Source organism: Halalkalibacterium halodurans (assembly GCF_005671335.1).
Lineage (GTDB): Bacteria > Bacillota > Bacilli > Bacillales > Bacillaceae_D > Halalkalibacterium > Halalkalibacterium halodurans.
In genome coordinates, this window is the sequence record NZ_CP040441.1 from 2,373,228 (window position 1) to 2,396,353 (window position 23,126).

General features: G+C 41.6%; 21 protein-coding genes and 1 riboswitch. Of the genes, 3 read left to right on the forward strand and 18 right to left on the reverse strand.

The features are described 5' to 3' along the window. Positions 1-375: 375 nt before the first annotated feature. The 6 genes from FED51_RS11445 to FED51_RS11470 all read right to left on the reverse strand — a co-directional run bounded on the left by FED51_RS11445 (position 376) and on the right by FED51_RS11470 (position 9,825). The gene (locus FED51_RS11445; RefSeq protein WP_053431050.1) at positions 376-3,651 is read right to left on the reverse strand and encodes a hypothetical protein; all 3,276 of its coding nucleotides are present in this window, start codon (positions 3,649-3,651) and stop codon (positions 376-378) included. A gap of 30 nt (positions 3,652-3,681) precedes the next feature. After that, positions 3,682-5,130: a glycosyltransferase family 2 protein gene (locus FED51_RS11450; RefSeq protein WP_053431049.1), complete on the reverse strand. Its 1,449-nt coding sequence runs from the start codon at positions 5,128-5,130 to the stop codon at positions 3,682-3,684. A gap of 3 nt (positions 5,131-5,133) precedes the next feature. Next, positions 5,134-6,168: a HEAT repeat domain-containing protein gene (locus tag FED51_RS11455; RefSeq protein ID WP_138090539.1), complete on the reverse strand. Its 1,035-nt coding sequence runs from the start codon at positions 6,166-6,168 to the stop codon at positions 5,134-5,136. Further along, positions 6,168-7,541, reverse strand: a complete 1,374-nt coding sequence (locus FED51_RS11460; protein WP_053431047.1) for a response regulator — start codon at positions 7,539-7,541, stop codon at positions 6,168-6,170. Before FED51_RS11460 ends, FED51_RS11455 begins: the two co-directional genes overlap by 1 nt. A 72-nt stretch (positions 7,542-7,613) precedes the next feature. Next, a complete protein-coding gene (locus tag FED51_RS11465) occupies positions 7,614-8,558 on the reverse strand; it encodes a diguanylate cyclase (RefSeq protein WP_053431046.1) in 945 nt (314 codons plus the stop codon). Between the two features lie 625 nt (positions 8,559-9,183). Continuing rightward, entirely contained in the window at positions 9,184-9,825 is a 642-nt protein-coding gene (locus tag FED51_RS11470; RefSeq protein ID WP_053431045.1) for a nitroreductase family protein, read from the reverse strand. Positions 9,826-10,163: 338 nt separating this feature from the next. Here FED51_RS11470 and FED51_RS11475 point away from each other — a divergent pair, with 338 nt between their 5' ends. After that, positions 10,164-11,609 (forward strand): NADP-dependent glyceraldehyde-3-phosphate dehydrogenase, encoded by a 1,446-nt coding sequence (locus tag FED51_RS11475; protein ID WP_010898393.1) that lies wholly within the window; start codon positions 10,164-10,166, stop codon positions 11,607-11,609. A gap of 92 nt (positions 11,610-11,701) precedes the next feature. On the opposite strand, the gene FED51_RS11480 is transcribed toward FED51_RS11475, so the two are convergent. From FED51_RS11480 to queC, 11 genes are all read right to left on the reverse strand, one after another. After that, complete coding sequence (locus FED51_RS11480; RefSeq protein ID WP_010898394.1) at positions 11,702-12,184, reverse strand: low molecular weight protein-tyrosine-phosphatase; 483 nt, start codon at positions 12,182-12,184, stop codon at positions 11,702-11,704. A gap of 79 nt (positions 12,185-12,263) precedes the next feature. Continuing rightward, positions 12,264-12,896: a YusW family protein gene (locus tag FED51_RS11485; protein WP_053431044.1), complete on the reverse strand. Its 633-nt coding sequence runs from the start codon at positions 12,894-12,896 to the stop codon at positions 12,264-12,266. Positions 12,897-13,313: 417 nt separating this feature from the next. After that, entirely contained in the window at positions 13,314-14,498 is a 1,185-nt protein-coding gene (locus tag FED51_RS11490; protein ID WP_053431043.1) for a Ger(x)C family spore germination protein, read from the reverse strand. Beyond that, complete coding sequence (locus tag FED51_RS11495) at positions 14,495-15,967, reverse strand: spore germination protein (RefSeq protein WP_053431042.1); 1,473 nt, start codon at positions 15,965-15,967, stop codon at positions 14,495-14,497. Before FED51_RS11495 ends, FED51_RS11490 begins: the two co-directional genes overlap by 4 nt. Further along, positions 15,964-16,410 carry a hypothetical protein gene (locus tag FED51_RS21390; protein WP_233443811.1) on the reverse strand — a complete coding sequence of 149 codons (447 nt, stop codon included), beginning with the start codon at positions 16,408-16,410 and terminating at the stop codon, positions 15,964-15,966. Before FED51_RS21390 ends, FED51_RS11495 begins: the two co-directional genes overlap by 4 nt. Then, complete coding sequence (locus FED51_RS21395; protein WP_233443813.1) at positions 16,407-17,048, reverse strand: GerAB/ArcD/ProY family transporter; 642 nt, start codon at positions 17,046-17,048, stop codon at positions 16,407-16,409. The genes FED51_RS21390 and FED51_RS21395 overlap by 4 nt, the downstream gene beginning before the upstream one ends. A gap of 463 nt (positions 17,049-17,511) precedes the next feature. Further along, on the reverse strand, positions 17,512-17,940 hold the full coding sequence (locus tag FED51_RS11505; RefSeq protein ID WP_053431041.1) for an erythromycin esterase family protein: 429 nt from the start codon (positions 17,938-17,940) through the stop codon (positions 17,512-17,514). Positions 17,941-18,108: 168 nt separating this feature from the next. Continuing rightward, positions 18,109-18,606: a preQ(1) synthase gene (gene queF, locus FED51_RS11510; RefSeq protein ID WP_010898397.1), complete on the reverse strand. Its 498-nt coding sequence runs from the start codon at positions 18,604-18,606 to the stop codon at positions 18,109-18,111. A gap of 28 nt (positions 18,607-18,634) precedes the next feature. Next, positions 18,635-19,345, reverse strand: a complete 711-nt coding sequence (gene queE / locus FED51_RS11515; protein ID WP_053431040.1) for a 7-carboxy-7-deazaguanine synthase QueE — start codon at positions 19,343-19,345, stop codon at positions 18,635-18,637. Further along, entirely contained in the window at positions 19,342-19,764 is a 423-nt protein-coding gene (gene queD, locus FED51_RS11520) for a 6-carboxytetrahydropterin synthase QueD (RefSeq protein WP_010898399.1), read from the reverse strand. The genes queE and queD overlap by 4 nt, the downstream gene beginning before the upstream one ends. Then, entirely contained in the window at positions 19,761-20,432 is a 672-nt protein-coding gene (queC, locus tag FED51_RS11525) for a 7-cyano-7-deazaguanine synthase QueC (protein ID WP_010898400.1), read from the reverse strand. Before queC ends, queD begins: the two co-directional genes overlap by 4 nt. A 121-nt stretch (positions 20,433-20,553) precedes the next feature. Continuing rightward, a riboswitch (PreQ1 riboswitch) is annotated at positions 20,554-20,597 on the reverse strand. A gap of 149 nt (positions 20,598-20,746) precedes the next feature. Between queC and FED51_RS11530 the strand changes: the two genes are divergently transcribed. Then, positions 20,747-21,979 (forward strand): aminopeptidase, encoded by a 1,233-nt coding sequence (locus FED51_RS11530; RefSeq protein WP_053431039.1) that lies wholly within the window; start codon positions 20,747-20,749, stop codon positions 21,977-21,979. Between the two features lie 76 nt (positions 21,980-22,055). Beyond that, positions 22,056-22,286 carry a hypothetical protein gene (locus FED51_RS11535; RefSeq protein ID WP_053431038.1) on the forward strand — a complete coding sequence of 77 codons (231 nt, stop codon included), beginning with the start codon at positions 22,056-22,058 and terminating at the stop codon, positions 22,284-22,286. Here FED51_RS11535 and FED51_RS11540 read toward each other — a convergent pair. Then, positions 22,268-22,900 (reverse strand): SIMPL domain-containing protein, encoded by a 633-nt coding sequence (locus tag FED51_RS11540; protein ID WP_053431037.1) that lies wholly within the window; start codon positions 22,898-22,900, stop codon positions 22,268-22,270. The genes FED51_RS11535 and FED51_RS11540 overlap by 19 nt on opposite strands. Between the last annotated feature and the right edge of the window lie 226 nt (positions 22,901-23,126).

Sequence of the window (23,126 nt, forward strand, 5' to 3'; positions counted from 1 at the left end):
CTTCAGCTAATCGGGGAAAATCGCCCGATGGATCTTCAGCTCTTGCTTTTCCCGCAGCGTCTCGTGATTTTGACCATCAACTTGAAAAGGGGAAAAGTCCGTCTAGTTATGGTACAGACAAAAAAGGATAGCTTGACAGTATTCGTATGATGTGGCTAGCTTAAGGGTATCAGCCTAGTTACCCAACCCATTCATCAATTCCGTGTCCATCCTGAAGTTCAAGACCTTCTTCGTGAGTGCTTCTGAACTTGCGAAAGTACACGGCCATAAACAGCAATCAATCAACAGAAAAAAGGTTCGGATCATCAAAATAAAATGATTCGAACCTTTTTATTACGTTTGGCTAGTTTTGTCACAGCTTCTTGTTTAGGTGTGTTACTCTTTAATGGAAGTAAACGCTTCTTTTACTAGATCATAGGATTGCTTCAGTCGTTCTTCATAGAGGGGAATATCCCACGTTTCCCAAGTATACATGTTCATCGCTTCATCCGTCAGACGATCTCCATCTAGTGCTGGTAGAGCATCAACGACTTGATAAGAGTCATCATCCTTTGGTTCAACAAATAACACCGCTGCACGAACCCCTTCGATGATCTCACTCGTTTCTCCGCCTTCACCCTCGTAGATAGCCGACATGACCTCACGCTGACTCGGGTCTTTAAAACTTAATAGTAGCCATGGAATGCGGACTTCTATCATTCCTTTTTCTTCATTGACAAAAAAGTCAGCAAGGGAATCGTAATCATCTGCTTCAGGATCACCATTTCCATGACGCAGTTCTCCTGTATCGTAGTAACTAAACGGGATCACTTCATTCGTTGATGGAATACGGATCTCTTGGTTTAATGCATAGTGAATCTTTTGAAACACCCCCGTATTATTTTGAGGCTCAATGGATGTCTCTTCGATCATTTGATAGATTTGGCTGTATTGATAGGTGAAGAAATCATAATAGGCGTCTACCTTTACTCGCGATTCATCATAGCCCTTCAATTCGATAATGAAATCAATTCCGTGATCAAAGGTCACACCCTCAACTTCTTTGATGTGCTCATTACCTTGACCCGGTAAAGTATCTAGCACCAAAATCGGGAATCCATCTTTAAAGAAATCGTCAGTTGATCCCGACTTCATATCGATTCGGAAATAAAGGTAACGTTCATCGTGATCCATGTACAGCCTCTTCACATACGGGTGATCCTCTTCATAAAGTAAGGATGCATCCTCCCAATCTTGATCGTCTCCATTCACTTTCACTTTTAGACGGTCAAAGCTGAGCAAGCCAAATTGCTGCTCATTCGTTTGAGCATTGGACCAAAAAGGACGACGGTCAGGATTATCGTAATCCATCGTGTTCCATGTGCGTTTGAACCATTCATCCTGCCACGTAAAGATAAGCCCACCTAAAAGCTCTTCCTCGATAATATCCTCAAACAATTCGACGACAATTTTGCCTTGCTCTTCTTCTGACAAAAACCCTTGATTCTTCCCAAATGGATTTTCGTGGGTAAGACCTCTAGATGCTGGAACACCAAATTCAGCGATCAAAATCGGAAGATCGTGAGCATCATGCAAATCCTTCAAATAGCCCGCGTAATTATTCAATTCACCCCGATGATCCACATAATGAATATAGTCTTCTTCATAATTCAAAAAATCAGGGTAATACGGGTAAACATGATAGGAGGCAAATTGATTGGTTTCTGTTGCTGGTCCTTTGAGATGAATCACATTCGGATCCACACCGACTAGATCTTCATCTTCGTTTGGCTCCGCTGGATGTGTCAACAGATCGGTTGTAACCCAGTTTGTAAAGCTGACTGGCCTAATCCAGTTATATTGCTCTATTTCATACGAAAGCAAAATATCAAACTGATTAGCTAGCCAATACTCAAACGGCTCAGCATCTTTTGTTTCCACATATTTGCCGTCATAATCCCCTATATCAGGATTGTTTTTATTCGTTGCTTTGACTGTGTGAGGATACCACTCAATCCCAATAATCCAGCCGATCGTATAGGGGGAAACATCGGCTTGATACACGCCATGGGCATGCCCAGGATTAGGATCCACGACAGCATTTCCATGGATAACATCAACGATTCGTTTCATTTCTTGTTGAAACTCTTCATTTGTTTCTTCATCAAACGCATTAAGTGTATCTTCAAGTGGCTCTTCATCGATCCACACGCCATGAAAGAGATAAATCGGATTTTCATGCTGTTCGTTATATCGTTTTAACGCATGATAAAAGCCCGGTGGGTGTAGTGTATACACACGGATTGCATTTCCGCCCATCTCTCCGATTTGTTCAAACCAGCGATAGTAATCTTTTTCTTTAATGGCCGCTTCCCCTGGAAATGTCCCCGGTTTCCCCATCCCGAGGTTAACTCCATGGATTTGCAACTTCTTCCATTCATCGTCTACGAATACCTCGTAATCTTGATCTTTGATTCTTGCCGTATACGCAAGACCATCCTTTTGTGCCACAGCCACCGCTTCCTCAGGTTCGATCAGGGTTTCAGCAGTGTGCAGCTCAAGGATCGTTTTCATCATTGGCACGTATGTTTTCCAAAAAAAGCGCTCCTCCGAAAAATCATCCCATGCCAGCAAAGCTTTTAATTTGTTGATCCCTTTGTATTGATGGACTTTTGGAACTTCTGCGATATCAGTAAAATCACCTGCAAAGTAAAAGCTTCGCGATTGGGGACGATCATGTCCAACCACTGCTGCAAACTGAATTGGAAGATCATGCTTCAGAAGCTCCGCTTTCCCTTCATCTGTCAAGTCCCAGTCATAATAAGCTAGAACATCTTCTTCACGCTCTGCCTCAACAACATCAAACCAGTACAAGTAATTTGGACTTGTAGTTAAATTGAACAGTTCCTGCCCCCGCTCCGTAAAACTCATGCGAATGCCTTTTTCATTAAAATGTTCCTTTTCGAGCAAAACGACAATTTCTTGAGCCTCCTCATCAACGAGGATAAAACCTGGCCCCTCATAATTCCACTCCAAACCTAACTCGTTGTAATGATCAAGCATCCAAGCCGGAATTTCGTCGTTTAGTTCATGGTCTAGCTCTTGGAAGTAGCGACCGATCCACCCAGAGCGCTTAACGTATAAATATTCACTAACACTGTCACGGACATTCTCCTCAGTTGGAGAAGCAAACGAGTTAAATTCAACGATGAGAGTACTTCGCTTCTCTTGCTGCAAACGATCATAAATCGTTTGCCATTCCTCCATTTCGAGCCCCCCGTATAAAAGCTCAGAGCGAGTTCCTTCTCGTTTAAGATCGATCCATGGTAAGTCTTCCTCATAGACACCATACGTATCGGCTACGTAGATTACATCCGCATCATCTAACGATTCAGGAAGAGGCTGAACCGAATACGTTTGCTCGCTTTCATTAGGAACAAACCCATAATAATCAGTCGCCGCGTGATACGATGACCCGTCTTTTTTTTCATACTTATAGCTATTCAAAACCCACGTAATTCCAAGATGCTCACGATAGGTTTCGTCAGGGACCGTTTTGTCGAGAATGGCGACCTGCAATTCCGTCGGCTCCTTTAAATACCATAAAGCAACAGGCAAAAACATGAGAAGGAGCAATAAACCGATACTTAACTTAATCAGCAACGCCTTCATATCTAAATTCCTTTCCGTAAAAAGTAGACTCTAGCTAGCTTTTTGTTCTGCTTTGGTCAATCCTTTTCGCGTCATTTCTCCCCATGCCTTTGACCTGAACAAGGCTTCAATAATGGCTCCAAAACGCCAAAGCACCGTTAGTGGTCTATACCATAAAGCTTCAAATAGAGAAAAGATCATCAAGCGAGACATATCGCTAACCTTTGGATACCGTTTTAAGCTCCACCCCTCTAAAATAACAGCAGTCATGGAAAAAACGGTCCCGTATAAGACAAACAGGAGGAACAAGGCCAATGCAAACTCTACATAAAGACCTCCAAAGAAGAAAGCAAACACAATATAAAGATAGCCCATTAATTCAACGACGGGGCCAAAAAACTCAACAATCCAAAAGTAAGGAATGGATGCCGTTCCAACTAAACCATATTTCGGATTAAAGGTCATCCCGCGATGTAGCCATAGACTTTCCATTAATCCGCGGTGCCATCTGCTTCGTTGTCGTTGTAGAACCCTGAATGTTGCTGGCGCTTCAGTCCAACAAACGGGATCAGGGACGAAGGTGATTCTTTTTTTCAATCTTTTTTCTTTTACCAAGCGGTGGAGTCTGACGACAAGCTCCATGTCTTCACCGACGGTTTTCTTTGAATACCCTCCTGCTTCCATGACCCATTTTTTCGCAAATACGCTAAACGCACCAGATATAATGAGCACCATGTTATGCCGGCTCAATCCAATTCTTCCCATTAAAAAAGCACGCAAATATTCAATGACCTGCATAACGACTAATGGATTTTTCGCTAGCTGAACAGACAGCACACTCCCCATCTGAATATCGCTTCCATTGGCAATGCGTACGTTACCTCCCGAAGCGATAACCTCGTCCTCATCATCTCTTGATGTCACAATGGGTTTCATCACTTTTAACAAAGCATCTGTTTCTAATATCGAGTCACCGTCAATGGAACAAAAGTATGGATACTTTGACACATTAAGCCCTGCATTTAACGCATCTGCTTTCCCCCCATTGCTTTTATCAACCAACAGCAAATGAGGGAAAATCGTCGATTGATAGACCCCTTTAATCGGCTCCGTTTCGATTTGCTTACGGATCACCTTCCCAACCTTAACCATCTGAAAGTGTTCAATTATAACCTCCAGCGTTTGATCCGTTGAACCATCATTGACAACAACGATTTCAGTCTGTGGGTATTTTAAGCTTAATAAAGAGCGAACCGTTTCAATAATCCCTGTCTCCTCATTGTAAGCTGGAACTAGGATAGAGACAGGCTTCGTATACGTTAATTCTAAATAATCATCATAAACCTCTTGCTTATTAAGCTTCTGCTCTCGTTTCAATTGAACGACGGAAAGTAAGAGCATTCCGGTATAAACGAGCACGACAATCCCCATATATCCTAGAAGGAACCAAGCAAAAAGATAGGGAAGGTACGACACTATATTTGTTATAGCATTCATCATCGATCACATTCCTAAGGCTTCTTTCCCTATGTCTTTCGCATAGGGATCTTCTTCGGTCTCCACAATCGCGCGAAGCACCGATTTGCCATTTTTTTGTTGAACTATGGATTGGGCAGCTTGTGAGCGAACCCACCACGACTGATCTTTCAATAAATGTTGTAAGCTGCTAACCGCCTCGGGTGAATCTACATTGGCCAATATTTTGGCGACCATCATGCGTTCCTCCCAATTCTCAGATTCTACAAAAGGGTAATAGATTTTTTCGTTTTGAACGATCCCAAGTTGGCTGAGTGCCTTAAGTGACCGAACTCGAACCTCCAGCTCTTCATCATGAATTCGCTCCTCTAGAAAGGGAACCATTTCAACGAGGTGTTTGACCCCGATCATATCAAGGACGGTGTGTTTCAATGGAGAAGGGAAGTCTTGATAATGATCAATCATGTTTAAAAACGGCTTTTCTTCTAACTCAAATAACAATTTTCGATACTCCATTTCATTCATCTCAATCTTCGGATTCAATAAATGCTGTAGAAAGTCTTCATACTGAAAAGCAGCTAATATGCGATAAATCTGTAGGTACTCGTCATCCGAGTAATGTTTGTTTTCGTTTAGTATGTTTAGAACATCATCTAACAGATCCTTCATCCGAAACTCTAAAATCCGATGGAGCGTATTCATGCGAGTGCTCCAATTCAGGCTATTTAAATTTTTTCTATAGTAGGGCGAAAGGAATTGATGCGCGTAATCGGTAATTCGCGCTGATACCATGTCACTACTAATATTTTTAGCATATGAACGAAGGATTTTTTCCATGGCAATGAGCTTTGTTGAAGAGTCTGGAATAATTTGCTCAGCAGGCGCATCACCTTCTATTAAATAACGATAAGCCCAGTCGCTTCCGTCTTTAACGTAGTCAGCGATTTTGCGCTGAACACGAACTTCGATCATTCGTTGGACAACTAAATAGATGAATAACAAAATCAAAACGGCCATAAAGCTCAAAATGGCTATTGTTAACCATACGATCGCATTCCCCATTATCGTAACCTCTTTAAATACCGTTTAAGACGAGATTCTACAAATTTTACGTTAAACGGCTTTGTAATATAATCATCGACACCCATCTCAAAAGCGTATGTGACATCTTCTTCTGTTTTTCTGTTCGATAACATCATGACAATATACTTTTCATTGTTTGGCATTTTTCGCAGCTCATGGACCATCTCCAGACCATTTCGCTTAGGTAAGACGTCATCCATGATCACGATATGTGTATGGGCTGACCGATGCCAAGAAGATTCTAATAGCGCTTCCCCATCAAAAAAGGTTTGAACATCAAGTTCGAAATATTCGAGCGTGAGTCGCTGTAGCAAATTAACGAGTACGCTGCGGATTACCTGATCCTCGACAATCACCGTTACTTTTATTTTCTCAACGTTTGGTTCTTGGAAGTCATTGACTGTTTCGATCGTTGAAGCCCCTTTAAAAACAGCCTCCTGCAAGGCTTCTTTTCCTTTTTCTAGCATCTCTTCATAAGTGACGTCTGCATTGTTAATCTCCACAATGCTTGCACTAAGCTCGATGAAAAATTGTAGTGGCTCCCCGTTTTCCGTAGTCGTCACGGGAGGAATATGTTCAAAGACACGACGAACAAAATATCCCGCCTCTGTTTGACCCCCGTTTGGTAAAATGACCGCGATCTCATCCTCTGCATCCATTCGAAAGGCAAGATCAGAATCCCGCACTTGACTTTTAATATAGTCGCTCACCGTAGCCACAATTTGATCTGCAATCGTTAACCCATATTTCGTTTTTAATTCGTAATAATTGTATAAAGATAAGAAGATCACCGTGAAAGATGTTTTAAACCTGACCAGATTCGCAACCTGCAAATGAAACATTTTCTCTAAAAATCGTTCCGTGTATAATTGGGTCACTAAATCAATTTGCCGGTCGTATTTTATTCGAGTACAATAATCAAGCTTTGCTTTCATCTTTAAATAGAACGTTTCTAGGTTAAATGGGCTGGATATGAATTCATGTCCGTTCGCAAAAATTTGGCCCATTTCCTCATGGCTGCATTCACCTATGTAAAAGAAAGGGACGTGAAGATAATGGTGACTCCCACTTGTTTTTTCGTATAATTGATACATTTGTTTAGATTTCGCTGTATTAATAAACACAACACTATCAATAGAAAGGGACCCGAGAATTGCGACCGCATCCTCCGATTGATTCGTAGATACGAGCTCAAAATCACCTTGATCCACTAGTTGGTCCTCAAGCAATTTGTAGATAGGTTCATGGTCATAATAAATGAACACAACCTGTTTCTCTTTCTTTTCCTGTCGCTCGGCTACATCTTTCGTTTGCAGGGGGTTTTTTACGCCCTGTTGATTCGTTTCTCCCACTCTATGACACCTGCCTTTTGTAAATGCCTTTTATCCATCTGTACTTTCCACCGTCAATCATCCCCCGTAAGATTACATACTTTGGACCACCACCTGATTTTTGCCTGTTTTTTTTCCTTTATATAAAGCGTCATCTGCCGCTTTAATCAACTCTTCGATCCGAACCGAAGGGCGATATTCAGAAATTCCAAATGTCGCAGTAATCGTAATGGTCATCCCTTTATAAATGACGGGAGATTCATTGATTTTTTGTCTAATCTTTTCACAAGCTCTTTTCCCTTCTTCCAGTTTTGTTTCTGGAAATAGCAAAAGAAACTCCTCTCCACCCCACCTTGAAACATAATCACTTGAACGAACACTGTTCTTAAGAGTGGATACGAAATGTTTCAACACATGATCACCGCAATCATGACCGTACGTATCATTGATGTTTTTAAAGAAATCAATATCAACGATCGCTAAAGTAAAAGATCTCCCGTGCCGTATGCTCCGATTGATTTCTGCACGTATTTTCTCCTGCATGTCTCGACGATTCATTAAGTTTGTAAGAAAATCTACCCTAGACAGCCGATCAACCTTCTGAATTTTCCCTTTCAGTTTTTCATTTTGCTCTTCCAACACTTTTACATGTTGCTCTAGCCTCTTTCGTGAACTTTCTTGCTTCAATAAAGATTTCATTCGAAGCACAAGCTCTCTCGCCTCAAAAGGCTTGATTATATAGTCTTGCCCTCCTACCTCAAAACCTTTAATAACGGCCTCTTTCTCTTTTAAACTTGAAACAAAAATGACAGGAATTTTCGCCGATTCTACCTGAGCTTTTAGACGCCTACATGTTTCAAATCCGTCCATATCTGAGAGCGCCACTTCGAGCAAAATCAGGTCTGGGACGTTTTCCTTTGCCATTCGAACCGCTTCTTCCCCCGTTCGGGCAACCATCACAAGAAAATGAGTGTTCAGTAGATTTTCTAGCTTACGAATATTTGATTGTGAATCATCAACAATTTGGATTTTTTTCATCCGATTCACATCCCCTATCAACGTTACCGTTTAAATGTTTAACATCGTCATCTTCCTCTAAACCTAAAGTCCCCCATATTAATAAGTGCCTGCGGTTGATGATGGTTCCATTATGATGGAGAGAACATGAATCTTTTTGCTCTTTTTTTCGTGACTAAATAGGCAAAAACTATTCCTACAATGATCTTTCTCATCCATTTTTCCCTTCCGCCCCTTTGAATGATCAACATTATATCAAGGACTTCTGCACAAAAACTATACATCCACCTAATATAAGGGATAAAATTAAGTAAAAGGACTGGCTACTGATCTAGGAATGAAGTTTACATCCCCTCAATTGTAGATGGTTCCTAACAATATGAGGTTCGTCATTAAGACTAAATGTATAGTGAAATCTCCATGTACTTACCTATTTTAAAAAAGATCACGTCATAAGTTTAGTTACTTGAGTCATAAATCTAGTCATATATATTTCTGATTCCATTTTATCAGTAAATGAGTGATCACTATATGGTAAAAAAAACTATATACACTAGATAAGGTCTTCCCTTTTTCGTACATAGAAAAGGCATGAGCCATCAGAGACTCATACCTTAAAACGTTTCGTTATTTTAATTTTTCTTCATTAAAATGAATTTTTAACGACAACTTCTTCTAATGAAAACCGTGATGACGGATGGGCCGGTTTTGCTGCTTTCCCAACCGTAATGAGCATGACAGGTACATACCGTTCAGGAACGTTAAACGCTTTGACAAATTCTGCTCCATTAAAGCCCCCCATCGGACACGTGTCATACCCTAGCCCCCTAGCTGCAAGCATTAAATTCATCGCAGCCAACGAAGCGTTCAAAAACGCAGCATCCCGTGCAAAAGTCCCTCCCCGACCGTAGGCACCGTTAATTTGACCGACAAGAGTATTTTTCACTTCTTCTGTCATAAATCCATTGTCAACAGCTGTCTGATAAACAGCCTCAGCATTTTTATTCGCCTCTAAGTCACCAAGTACCGCAACGGTGAACGAGCTGTCTACCACCTGAGACTGATTGTATGCAATCGGTAATAATTGTTCTTTTTTCTTTTCATCCTCAATCACGAGAAACTTCCAATGTTGTAAATTCCACGATGATGGTGCCAACGCGGCAGCTGTTAATATTTGTTCCTTTTCCTTTTCCGAAATCTTAAATCCTTTTTCATACTGCTTAACAGAATGGCGTTCTTCAATCGTTTGAAAAAGTTTAGCGTCATGATTCGTTGTTAATTGTGGCATGAAGCATACTCTCCTTTCTTTCGTTCTTTCATATCGTAACGAATCGACTTACAAAAGTAAAGTGATTGAACGATTGAATATTAGGTCACTAAAAGACTGCCTTTTCCCTGTTTCACTTGCATAAATTGTCACATAATAAGGCTGAAACTGGGATCACAACGAAAAAGCGTTGCTCAAAACAAAATAAATAGAAAATTACCAAAATTTTTAATCATGGGCAAATAAAGCGCTTTATTTGTGAAAGTATGAGCAAAACACTTGTCACCATTCTCTTTTCCCTCTATAATCGAGGAAACTCTTAAAAATATATATAAAAGAGTGGAGAGGTGGTTTACAGTATGGCTTTACAAACAGAACAATTCAACGCAAACATTCTAAGGAATGGTGAGTGGGTGGAAAGTCGAACTGGCGAACGCATTTCGATTTCTGCTCCAGCATCTGGCGTAGCTCTTGGATCTATCCCAGCCTTATCCCAAGAGGAAGTAAATGATGCGATTCAAGGAGCAAAAGATGCACAGAAAATTTGGAAGATTCGCCCGATTCATGAACGTGTAGACTTGCTTTACGCTTGGGCTGACCTTTTAGAGGAACGAAAAGAGATCATTGGCGAACTCATCATGCATGAAGTGGCCAAACCAAAAAAATCAGCAATTGGTGAGGTTAGTCGAACAGCTGACATTATCCGTCACACAGCTGATGAAGCCCTCCGTTTAAATGGAGAAACCCTCAAAGGGGACCAGTTCAAAGGAGGAAGTTCGAAGAAAATTGCTCTGGTGGAGCGCGAACCTCTTGGTGTCGTTTTAGCGATTTCACCATTTAACTACCCAGTTAACCTTGCGGCAGCAAAAATTGCCCCAGCCCTCGTGACAGGAAATACTGTCGTCTTTAAACCGGCAACTCAAGGGTCATTAAGCGGTATTAAAATGGTTGAAGCACTTGCAGATGCAGGAGCACCAGAAGGAATCATTCAAGTTGTAACCGGCCGTGGTTCTGTTATCGGTGACCACTTGGTTGAACACCCAGGGATTGACATGATTACATTTACAGGTGGAACAACTACTGGAGAGCGTATTTCCGAAAAAGCGAAAATGATTCCTGTCGTTTTAGAGCTTGGCGGAAAAGATCCAGCGATCGTTCTCGACGATGCCGACTTAAAGCTTACAGCTAGCCAAATTGTGAGCGGAGCTTTTTCCTACTCTGGTCAACGTTGCACAGCGATTAAACGTGTGTTCGTTCAAGACAGTGTAGCAGATCAGCTCGTAGCTAACATTAAGGAGCTAGTCGAGCAACTAACGGTCGGAAGCCCTGAGGACGATGCGGACATTACTCCCGTTATTGATGAAAAAAGCGCCGCGTTCATTCAAGGGTTAATCGATGATGCCCTCGAAAATGGAGCAACCTTACTATCTGGCAACAAGCGTCAAGGCAACCTCTTGTCACCGACACTGTTAGATGATGTCACACCTGCAATGCGTGTAGCTTGGGAAGAGCCATTCGGCCCTGTCCTTCCAATCATTAGAGTGAAAGACGCAAATGAAGCCATTAGCTTGAGCAATCAATCCGACTATGGGCTTCAAGCGAGCATCTTTACGAAAGACACCGATCGCGCGATCAACATCGGGAAACATTTAGAAGTCGGGACGGTCCATATTAACGCAAAAACAGAGCGTGGGCCTGATCACTTCCCATTCTTAGGTGTAAAAAAATCTGGTCTAGGTGTACAAGGCATTAAGCCAAGCCTTTTATCCATGACTCGCGAGCGTGTGACCGTACTTAACCTGTAATCTTATGGCTTGTCGAGTGGAAAAGACTTTTCGCTAGTAACTGTAAAGAGCCAGCGACATCCTAGAATCGCTGGCTCTTTTTACACATTGGTTTATCCTTGATCCGTTAGCCCTTCTTTTTCACAGATATAAGCAAGCAACCGCTCACATCCTTCGGAAATAAGATCGTACACTTCATCAAAATTCCCTGTAAAGTAAGGGTCTGGTACATCCACTATCGTTGCAGCAGGTACATAATCTAGAAGCCGAGAAATCTCTGCTTTTCCAGTTGCTCCAGCTATCGCGCGAAGGTTTCCGACATTCTCCGTATCCATTCCGATCATATAATCAAAGCGATGAACATCCTCTTTTACTACCTGTCTCGCCTTTAATCCCCCGGAAGGAATGTCGTTTTCCTGTAAAATGGTCAGTGTTCCTTTATGAGGCGGTTTGCCCACATGCCAGTTGCCCGTTCCAGCTGAATCGATTTGAAATGAAGCAGATAGCCCCGCTTCGTTCACTTTATGACGAAAGATCGCTTCAGCCATTGGTGAGCGGCAAATGTTTCCTAAACATACAAACAATACTCGTATCACATTTCTCGACTCCTTTAATTCTCCTCTTGTATACAGAAAGCAATATGAGCTTGGCCATCATTCTATGGAGCCCGATGATTTAGTCAAAAAATTCAATCTCAAGATCCAGCTCTTCCACTTCGGATGGATCAATGTCGAGGATCGCATAAACTTGAGATTTTAACCTGTCAGAGTTCGTTCCTTCCGAAAGATCAAGCTGGGAAAGAAAATCTTCCATCCACTCAACCGCTTGTTTACCCGACATTTTTTCCTTATGCGCTCCATCCCACTCGACTTTTGCCTTCCCTTTCTCGTTTTTCTTCTGTTCATACTCCATTTCTAGCTCGTCTCCGTCCTGCCATTCCAACTCTAGCTTAAACTTTTTCACATTAAGAGCAAAGGCTTGATTGTTTTCATCAGCAGGTTGTTGTTCGGTCTCCTCTACGTTTTCTGACCCAGATGTTTCTGAAGGAGTGGACGTATTCTCCTCTATTGGTTCACTATGTTCAGTCGCTTCTTCTCCCCGGCTCTCTTCTTCAAGCAGATCATCAACGACAAGTGCTTCTTCATCTGAAAATACGGGTTGGGACGAGTCTTCCTCTTCCCCATCTATCTCGATCGTCTCATGATCTTCTGGTACCTCCAGCTCATGATCTTCCGTTGCCGATGATCCACAAGCAGCAAGGAGAAGGAGAGTCAATATACATATGCTAAATAAATAATGCCGCTTCATAAATTACCTCCTTCCCTCACTACTATACTAGATTCGGGCTAAAAGGCAATAAGTCGACACTCCTTTTTCTTTAATTAATTCACAATCGGTGGCCTCCAAAAATCATTTCAAGACCCCTGACACGACTTCATCTACGAATCAGCTCCGTTCTTAGTGTTGGAGATTTAGACACGAATCTGAAGCATCCTCAAAATATAGTAGTTTTACAAATATATACTTAAATGTCAGATGACTAAACTTCAAAGAGGGAATTCAGTGCAATCATTTTCAACAAGACCAGAGCTATTTATCATTTAGAAAATCGCTTCAATTTCCGATTCCAGTGTTGTTCATATTGAATCAATGACGTAAGTAAACCTTGACAAATGAATTCTTTATAAGCCTATCATCAACCTTAAAGGATTACTTCCAGCCATGTTATTCATTATCCCCCTCCTCCTTTAGATTGATCTTCCGATTTTTCATGCCTCCTGTATGCTCGATAGATAAATCAATGATGACATTTTCTAAAGTTCCATCTGCCAAAATAGGGGCTTGGCTTTGTTTCAATTGTTGCCACGCCTTAAAATCAGTTCGGTATAAAGAATGCTCGATATTAAAAAAGTCCACATTTTCTTCAACCCCTAATTGAAATAACTCTTTAACTTCGTTTCTAATGGCATTCTCCGCTTTTTGTTCTATAGCCTGAAGCTTTAAAGTATCGTTCGTAGTTCGACTCAAAAAATAGCCTTTTAAACGAAGATAAACATTGCATTTTAGCCTACCTTCATCGAAAAACACTTCCACTCGATTCCATGGATACTCAACAGCAATTTGGAATTCGGTCTGCTTTTCATCTGGAATCATAATGGACGTTCGCATCGTATCAGGAGAAATCCAGCGCAAACCGTCTATTTGATCCAACGAGTAAAAGCCTTTGAATTGATCATTTTGAATAAAAAAGGCACCCTCTTGGGCAAGTTTAGGGTCGACTCGATTGTCTTTTTCCCACTGTTCTTTGTCGATCCTAATGGACGGGATATACGATGTCTCAACAGGTTCATAGATCTCCCGTGAGAATTGATAAAATTTTATCGGGCGTATTTTTGAACTTTGATCATGAATTCTTAACGGCACATGAAGTATCGTATCCAATGAAGTTTGTCCATAAAACCCATAGGTTGAAAACACTTCTTGGATGTCTTCTTTTGTTGCAAATACCCACGGTGTCAAACGAAATTCATAATATCGTGTTAAGGATTCAAAAATGTCATCGAACCCTTTTATTAAAGCCGCTTCACTCAGCAGAATGGATGTTACATGAGCCCACACCGTTCTTTCCTGTGTTGTTTGATAAACTTCAAAAAACGAATCTTCAAACGTATCTGCAGCAACTTCTGAGACCCACATACTTCCCCTCTGACCAACATGCCCCTCCGTCCGTGCAATCCCTTCAAATGAGACAAATTGAATGTATCCGTAATACTTCCCATCCCTATAGTCAAAACCGATAGCTGTGGCATAGTTTAAGTGTTGTATCTCTTTAACATCTCTACAACCGCTAAGGGTTGTTCCAACTAAAAAGAGTACGACAAAAAATAAAAATTTAATCTTGCGAATCATAAATTGTTATCTCCTTTTTTAAGCATAGACGAGTTAAATTTTTTTCGCTTAAAAGGATTGACAAGTAATGCGGCTAGAAAATCTTTATAACTCAACGAGGCAATGGGATCTAAATAATCAATATGAAAGGAACTTAAACGTGATAAATAAATGAGTATGCTGAACATACTGATGAAGAAGCCGTATATTCCTAAAAACGAACTTAGTACTAACGTATAAATTCTTAAAACACTAACAGTCGAAGTCAACGATTGATTAACAAGGGTAAACGTTGCCACGGCCGTAAGCGCAATGATCACAATAAGGGCCGGAGAGGCTAACCCCGCACGGATGGCGGCATCTCCGATAATAAGCCCGCCAACAATGGAAATCGTCGGTCCAAGAGCTGAAGGCATGCGGAGACCCGCTTCTCTTAACAATTCAAATAATCCAAGGATAAATAAAGCTTCTACGACTGACGGAAACGGTAAGCCATCTCGGGCCACGGCTGCCGTAGACAATAATGGGAGAGGTAATTGGTCCAAATTAACAGAACTAATAGCAAGCCAAAAGCCAGGCAAAAAAATCGCAACACTTAAACTTATAAGGCGTAATACTCGCTGGAACGCAACAAAAAAATAAGGAAAATGAGTATCTTCCGGAGATTTAATCAGCTCAAATAAATTAATTGGACCAATTAGAACTGTTGGAGATCCATCAACAACGAGAATAAACCTTCCTCGCAACATACACTCGATCGCAAAATCCGGCCTCATAATGTAGTCAAAAAGAGGAAATAAACAGAACGTGCGATCAGAAAGCCATTGTTCCAATTGTCCACCACTCGTAATACTTTCTGAGTCAAATCGTTCTAAACGACTCCTTACTTCATGAAGCATTTTAGGGTTTATTTTATTGTCAAGATAAAGGAGTGCTACTTTTGTTTGACTTATTGATCCTAATGTAAAGGCTTCACTAAATAGGTACTCTGTTTTTAATCGTTTACGAATAAGGGAAATGTTAAGATTGAGTTCCTCTGTAAACGCATCTTTAGGTCCTTTAATTGATACCTCTGTACGAGATTCTGCCGGTTCTCTTTGTGGTACTTTAGCAACATCAATTCCATAAAAGAAAGAATTTCCTTTTTGGTAAAATATAAGATACCCAGAAAAGGTTTTCTCAATTAGAGAAGCTACTGTTTTGATTTGAATGCTAGGTGGAATGTATTCTTTGCATTTATAGTTTTCAGCTTCCATTTCCTCAACAAAGGCATAGTAATACTCATTTACCCGAGTTACATCCACCATACCTTTACAATAAAAGGAAATTAAAGAATGATCTTGGTCTGAAGCCTGAACAAAATAAACATCAGAATAATCATGAAAAAACTGTTTTACTTCCTCCGTCGTTAGAAGTCCCTTTTCTAATACTTGCTCTAGGTATTCTGTTTTTGTTATAGGTTTTGGCATATATTTTTGTCTGAAGATCATAGGCGATTCCCTAATCCTTTCCTTTGCGGTAAATAGCTGATCAAAAGAAGAAGGAACGACAGTGAAAAGCCGATAATAAAGGCTACAGGGTATAGATACATCCTAATAACCGTTTCCACCCATATGTCGCTTATTGGCAGTAATGCTACAACTCCTAAAACCAAAGTATAGATGGACAGTATTAACTTTTTAAAGTGAATAGATTTGAAATCTAACGTATCGTAAAGGAGAAAGGAAAATAAGGCGATACGAATCGTCACCCCAGAAAGTAATTGAAAGACAGCTAAAAAGTCCACATGCGAAAAATGTTCACCAAGTACGACTAACCGCCACTGTTCAAAAGCTGGGAAACGCATTTGCGCAGCTACTTCTGGACCGAATGCTGCAATAGATCCGATCGTTGGTCCAAGAGAAAGTCCCATTAGTAAGGTGATGAGAATCACAATATTTCCATACGAAAATTGTTCTTTCGTATGCTTTTGTAAAAGAATAAGGACAAGAAGGTCCACGCTTGCTCCAAAACAACCACTGTTCCAGAAAGTACCGGATCTAATCCATTAGTTAAAATAGGGAATATGTAATGGTAATCCTTTTCCCGCATGGTCGCAATTGCAACAAAATGACCAAGTATCCAAACAATCGGTAACAAAAATACTGACATATATACAATTGTTTTTAAATTTCTGTATGCTGCCCAAATACATAAGCTCAAAAAAGGTACTACAATCATCCATGTTGGTGTTAGAGGGAGGAAATAGATATTAACTGATTGAATGAGATCGTAAAAAATACTGATCCCAGCTAAAGCAAAGTACATGATCATGATAAATACAACAAATCCCGCAACTGGTCTACCAGCTCGCTTCTTGACCCATGAATAAAAGGAGGTTCCATGTCGGTTTTTGTTTAAAATAAAATAAAGAACAGTTCCCCAAATAAGCAATAGAACATAGCCAATTAAAATACAAATCCACGCGTCTCTGCCGGCAGCTTGCAATAAGTGTGGAATTAAAAGGACATGGTTTGATATCCCTATCGCTAATAGCAAGACGAGGAAAATTTGCGTTCGAGAAAACTTCACTGTGAAACCCACCCATCTCAATTGAGGTTACACCTATTGTTTTTTTTCTTATGTTTTTTATACAAAGGATGACGTGGGAAAATTAGACTTTACCCTACATTATGAACTTATCGTTTATTGTAAAGAGTTTCCTCTTTGCCAGATTGACATGAAGACAACTTTTCCCACCTTTATATTATCCATCTTTTTTCCACGTGGATGTTCCGAACTTGAAATCGAAAAATAATCCAGCTATACCGAGCGTCCCCATAATACTTTAGAGTAGAGTTTTCTTTCCCTAACTTCCCAACTCCTGAGGTGGCTTCACACATTTAATGAAGAAAATAGCATCATAAGCCTTAATAGGTTTTAAGACGAGAGGAGCCAATCCTAGTAATCTCGTTTCTAATAGCCACCATGCTTGCTTGTTCCAAGCATTTCTTTTTGCCCCAATATTCGTAGGTAAAAAGAACGTATGGCCATTCTATTCCTTTAGTAGAAGTTCAAGATGGTACTGATTTATCATTGTGATTTCGTGAAGGTCCTTATAAGGGGTTAAGCATGTGCCACTTCCAGCATAAAACCCAACAGAAAACACTCGGTCAGCGTATTTTTTCGCGAGCAAGTGATCTACCGTTTTTATTCTTAATAGTTCCAATAAAAGGGAGCGATTTTTGCGAATATGATAGTTATGGGCCCAAACAATGAGTTTCTCTCCCTTATAATAATTGCGCAACCATTCGATGTTTTCAAACATGAACTGATCTCGAAGGCTTCCTGACCACAAGCGTCCTTTTAAATTTACTAATAGCCATTGCTTTCGATTAACCATCCCTCTATGAATCAAAGGTATAATTTCCTCACTGATTTGTTCTTTCCATTCCGAGCGTTTCTCCGTAAATGTTCTAAACATTTAATCCCCTTTCTGTGCATACAATATCGAGTAAAATGCCATTATTTTAAGTCAATCCACCCGAGAGCTTCCTACCTTCTAGTTAGGCAAACTGCGGATTCAAACAAAAAATGCTCTCAAACCTTTCTCTTGGCTGAGAGCACTTCTTGTTGGATAAATTTAAAAGCGTTACCGATTGTCTACCGTTTCAGGGTATAAATCATGGTTCATCATTCGATATTCGGCCATTTTCTCGTATTTCGTTCCAGGACGGCCATAGTTCGTATACGGGTCAATGCTAATGCCACCACGAGGAGTAAATTTACCCCACACTTCGATGTAGCGAGGGTCCATGAGCTTGATCAAATCGTTCATAATGATGTTCATCGCATCCTCATGGAAATCACCATGGTTGCGGAAGCTAAACAAGTATAGTTTCAGTGATTTACTTTCCACCATTTTTACATCGGGAATGTAGCTAATGTAAACAGTAGCAAAGTCAGGCTGCCCCGTCATTGGACAGAGTGTTGTAAATTCAGGACAGTTGAATTTCACAAAGTAATCTCGCCCTTGGTGTTTGTTTTCAAACACCTCTAAAATGTCAGGATTGTAGTCAAACGTATAGGTTGTCCCTTGGTTTCCAAGCAACGTAACCCCTTCAAGCTCTTCCTCTTTCCTTCCAGTCACTGTTCATTCTCCTTCCAAATAAAAAGTATTAGACACCACGCTTATTCCCCCACACAAGTGTATGGAGCTGCGGTAAAATTTTCGCATCGTTCATGATCGTTGAATCGGTCGCTTTGGCAATGAGCCATTCATATCGGTCAAGAAGTGTCCGTATTAAAAGGTCATTATCGCCTGTCACCGTATCCTCATTTCCAACTTGTAAAAAGAAAGGGACATGTGGATACCGTTCGTGGACATATTCTGCATAACGAAAATCCTCATCATTAAATACGACAACCTTTAAGCTCATTTGCTTTGTATCCAATCGCTCAATGATTTGATCAAGCTTCGTAAAGTCGGTTTTCATTTGTGAACTTGGCGGTTTTGGCGAAATCGTTAAATCGTCGATTTTGAGAAACCAATCCTGCCATAAAGAGCCTTGTGTCTCTAGTGCCACACGAATGCCTTTGTCGTGAAGCTTGTCCACCAGCTCGCCTATCCCTTTATGAAGAGCAGGATTCCCGCCGGAAATGGTCACATGGGAGAAACGCTCCCCGCCGATCTCCTCCAATTTTGCAATGATCTCATCAGCCGTCCTCAGCGTTGCTTTGAGTGAGCCGTCCCATGTGAAGGCCGAATCACACCATGAACAGCTATAATCGCATCCCCCCGTGCGGACGAACATCGTCTTTTGCCCTATGACCATTCCTTCTCCTTGAACGGTTGGACCGAAAATCTCCATTACTGGAATTCGCTTCATTCCGCCACCTTCTTTGGCCTGTACACAACATAACTTGTTGGGGTTTCTCTCACAACCACTTGGACGCAGACGGGCTTATTTGGCCGATTGTCTAAATAAGCCTGAATTCGCTCATAGATCGTCTTCGCTACCATTTCGGTTGTGGGGAAAGTCCCTTTGAATTCGTCATGGTCATTTAATAGTGTATGATCATATCGTTTATGGACGATTGTTTTTAGTTGTTTAAAGTCAACGAGAAATCCTGTTTTATCTAATTCGTCTCCAGCGATTGTCACATTGATGAAATATGTGTGACCGTGAACATCCTGACATTTTCCTGCGTCTTTTGCCGGGATGAAATGGGCAGCAGCTAAGTGCATATCTTTATTTAACTCGAAGCTGTACGGATGGTGGGTTTGCGGATAAAATTGCTGCATCATGCCCGGTCACCTTCTTTTTCAGCCAGATACAACTCTAACCCGCGGCGACGTAACATACAAGCAGGACATTCCCCGCAGCCATCACCACGAATTCCGTGATAACACGTGAGCGTCTTTTCTCGTACAAAGTCCAAAGCCCCTAATTCATCTGCTAGCTTCCACGTCTCTGCCTTATCTAACCACATAAGCGGCGTATGAATGACAAATTGGTCATCCATCGCCAAATTTAATGTGACATTTAGCGATTTTATAAACACGTCGCGACAGTCAGGATAGCCGCTATAGTCTGTTTCACACACTCCGGTGACAAGGTGGCGCGCACCGATTTGCTTGGCGTATACAGCAGCAAACGAAAGAAACAATTGATTGCGCCCTGGGACGAACGTAGACGGGAGCTCACCGTTCTCTCCATCTTTTACTGCAATCTCCTCTCTCGTAAGCGCACTTTCTGTTAATTGATTCAGCAACGTCATATCGAGTACACGGAACGAAACCCCAAGCTGTTCAGCAATTTCCTTTGCACACTCAATTTCCTCGGCATGACGCTGGCCATAATCGAACGTCACTGTCGCCACTTCATCAAATGTTTTCAATGCCCAAAACAGGCATGTCGTACTATCTTGGCCGCCACTGAACACTACGACGGCTTTCTTTTTTTTGTTTTCCATCTTCCCTCATTCTCCTTTCACAACAGAGCGGTTTCCCCTCTTACCTATCGTGAAGAACGAGCTCGAAAAACCCTCGCCGGCTAGCGGCAAACGAAAAGAAAACTGTACCGCTTGATACAGCCTTGCCTTAGTTTTTTATAGAGGGAGTTCGCGAACCTCTCTCACAGAAAACCTGTGAAATTCTTCATGGCAATACGGCTATTATACTATAGCTTATCCAGTTTGGGTAGCGTCATCCTTTTCTTACTATGAAAAAGTTGGTAAGATAATTTTGTAATCCACGGGAACGAATAGATAATGAAATGAGGGATAACATGACAACGTTTCAAGAAAACCTAGAAAAATACGCAGAACTTGCCGTAAAGGTAGGGGTCAACATTCAACCTGGGCAAACCTTAGTCATCCGCACACCGATTTCAGCTTTGGAACTCGTCCGCCTCGTGGCGAAAAAAGCTTATGAAGCTGGAGCAAAAAATGTTCATGTCGAATGGAGCGATGAAGAGCTTACGCGGACAAAGTTCCATTTGGCACCAGATGAAGCGTTCCACGAGTATCCAGCATGGATTGCCAAAGGGTTTGAAGAGCTAGCGGAAAACGGTGCAGCGTTTTTGTCGATTACCGGTCAAGATCCGGATCTATTGAAGGATGCCGATCCTGAACGAGTTGCCAACTTAAACAAAGCCGGGGGGAAAGCTTTAAAAACATTCCGCTCGTATATTATGGCTGATAAAGTGAGCTGGTCGATTGTAGCCGCCCCTTCAGAAGGTTGGGCGAAGAAAATATTCCCAGACGAATCTAAAGATCGAGCAGTTGAGAAGCTTTGGGAGGCAATCTTTGCCGCTACGCGTACTGACCAAGCAGACCCTGTTGCTGCATGGAAAAACCATTTGAAGACATTGGATGAGAAGATGAACGAACTGAACAAACGTCGCTACCATGCCCTCCATTACAAAGCACCTGGTACGGATTTAACGATTGAATTGCCTGACACACACTTATGGGTGTCTGGTGGGAGCACAAATAAAGATGGCGTTGACTTTGTCGCCAATATTCCGACAGAGGAAGTGTTCACCGCAGCCAAGAAAACAGGTGTCAACGGAACAGTAACCAACACGAAGCCATTGAACTATGGCGGTACATTAATTGATCAATTCACGCTCACGTTTAAAGACGGGAAAGTCGTTGATTTTACTGCCGAACAAGGATACGAAACGTTGAAACGGTTGCTGGATACTGATGAAGGTGCCCGGTACATTGGTGAGGTTGCTCTCGTACCACATCAGTCACCTATTTCAGAAACAGATTTAATTTTCTATAATACCCTTTTTGACGAAAACGCCTCCAATCATTTAGCCATCGGGACGGCCTATGCGTTCAATATTGAAGGCGGGAAAGAGATGAGTGAAGAGGAGCTTGAGCAGGCCGGAATCAATACGAGCATCACACACGTTGACTTCATGATTGGCAGCAGTGAAATGGACATTGACGGTATAACAAAAGATGGAAAGCGCGAGCCTGTGTTCCGTAAAGGAAATTGGGCGTTCTAATTTGCCAAAAGCCAACCATTCCCAGTGGTTGGTTTTTTTCGTTTTGGACACACTTAGAAAAAAGGAGGAATGCCTTATGAGTCCAAGTTATATTTGTCCTCAATGTAAAACGAACCGTTCTCGGTTTCACTTCATCGAACAACAAGCGGAGGCCGTCAAGCTTGATCCCCAGACAGGTGAAGTCATTCAAACATATGCCCAAGAACAATTAGAGCCTTTCCATATGCCATACCGAGGACCGCAAATGAGAGTCCAATGCGGGGCGTGTGGTCTTATTGAGGATGAACGTCAATTTGTTCGGTCATAAGAAAATTCAAGCTTCACTCTCGCGACGATTTCCATTTGCTGTGGTTCGATAGGCGGACCGACAGTTGCAGCAAGGGCATATGCTTGCCTTTGAATGGTCACTGGTCCGTCTATCAACTCCCTCATGTTCACAGGAGGCTGTTCTAATTCAACCATGCTGGCACCTGCCATCGCCTGAGCATGGTCATAGCCTCTGCGTACAGCTAGCTGCAGTGCCTGCTGATAGTGAGCCTCCTCATCAGATACTTTAAACCGAAGATCTCGTGTCTCGTTCGCCCCATGCGCAAATGCTTCAGCGTATACCTCTCCTACAACAGTTAAATCATCGACAGTCACGTCAAACCAAGTAACAGCAGAATAGCCACGAACGATTTGTTCGCCATTTACAAATTCGTAGATCGGTGAGACGGAATAGGCCAAAGTTTCGATTTGTTCTACTCCTCTCATTCGCTGCAAAGCCCCTACCACCGCTTGAGCTCGTTCATTATTTTCCCTCACTGCTTCTTCCACATTTGAATGAGTCGTGGACACACCGATGCTAAGCACGACCACATCCGCCTGCACAGTAACCTTGCCTTCCCCTACCACTGTTAGCCTTCCATGCTCATTTGTCATGAAACGATTCCCCCTTTGGGCATTGCTGTGATAAATCATATGTGCTGCATTCTCAATAGGTTCGTTTTTTGTCTTTGCTTCGTACAACCAGCTATGAGCAAGAAAGAGACTGGGACAAAACGAGCCAAGCGCAAAAAAAGATCCAGATCATTTTATTTTGATGATCCGAACCTTTTTCTGTTACTTCATGAGATGTCTGTTTGATCGGCGTTTATGGCCGTATACT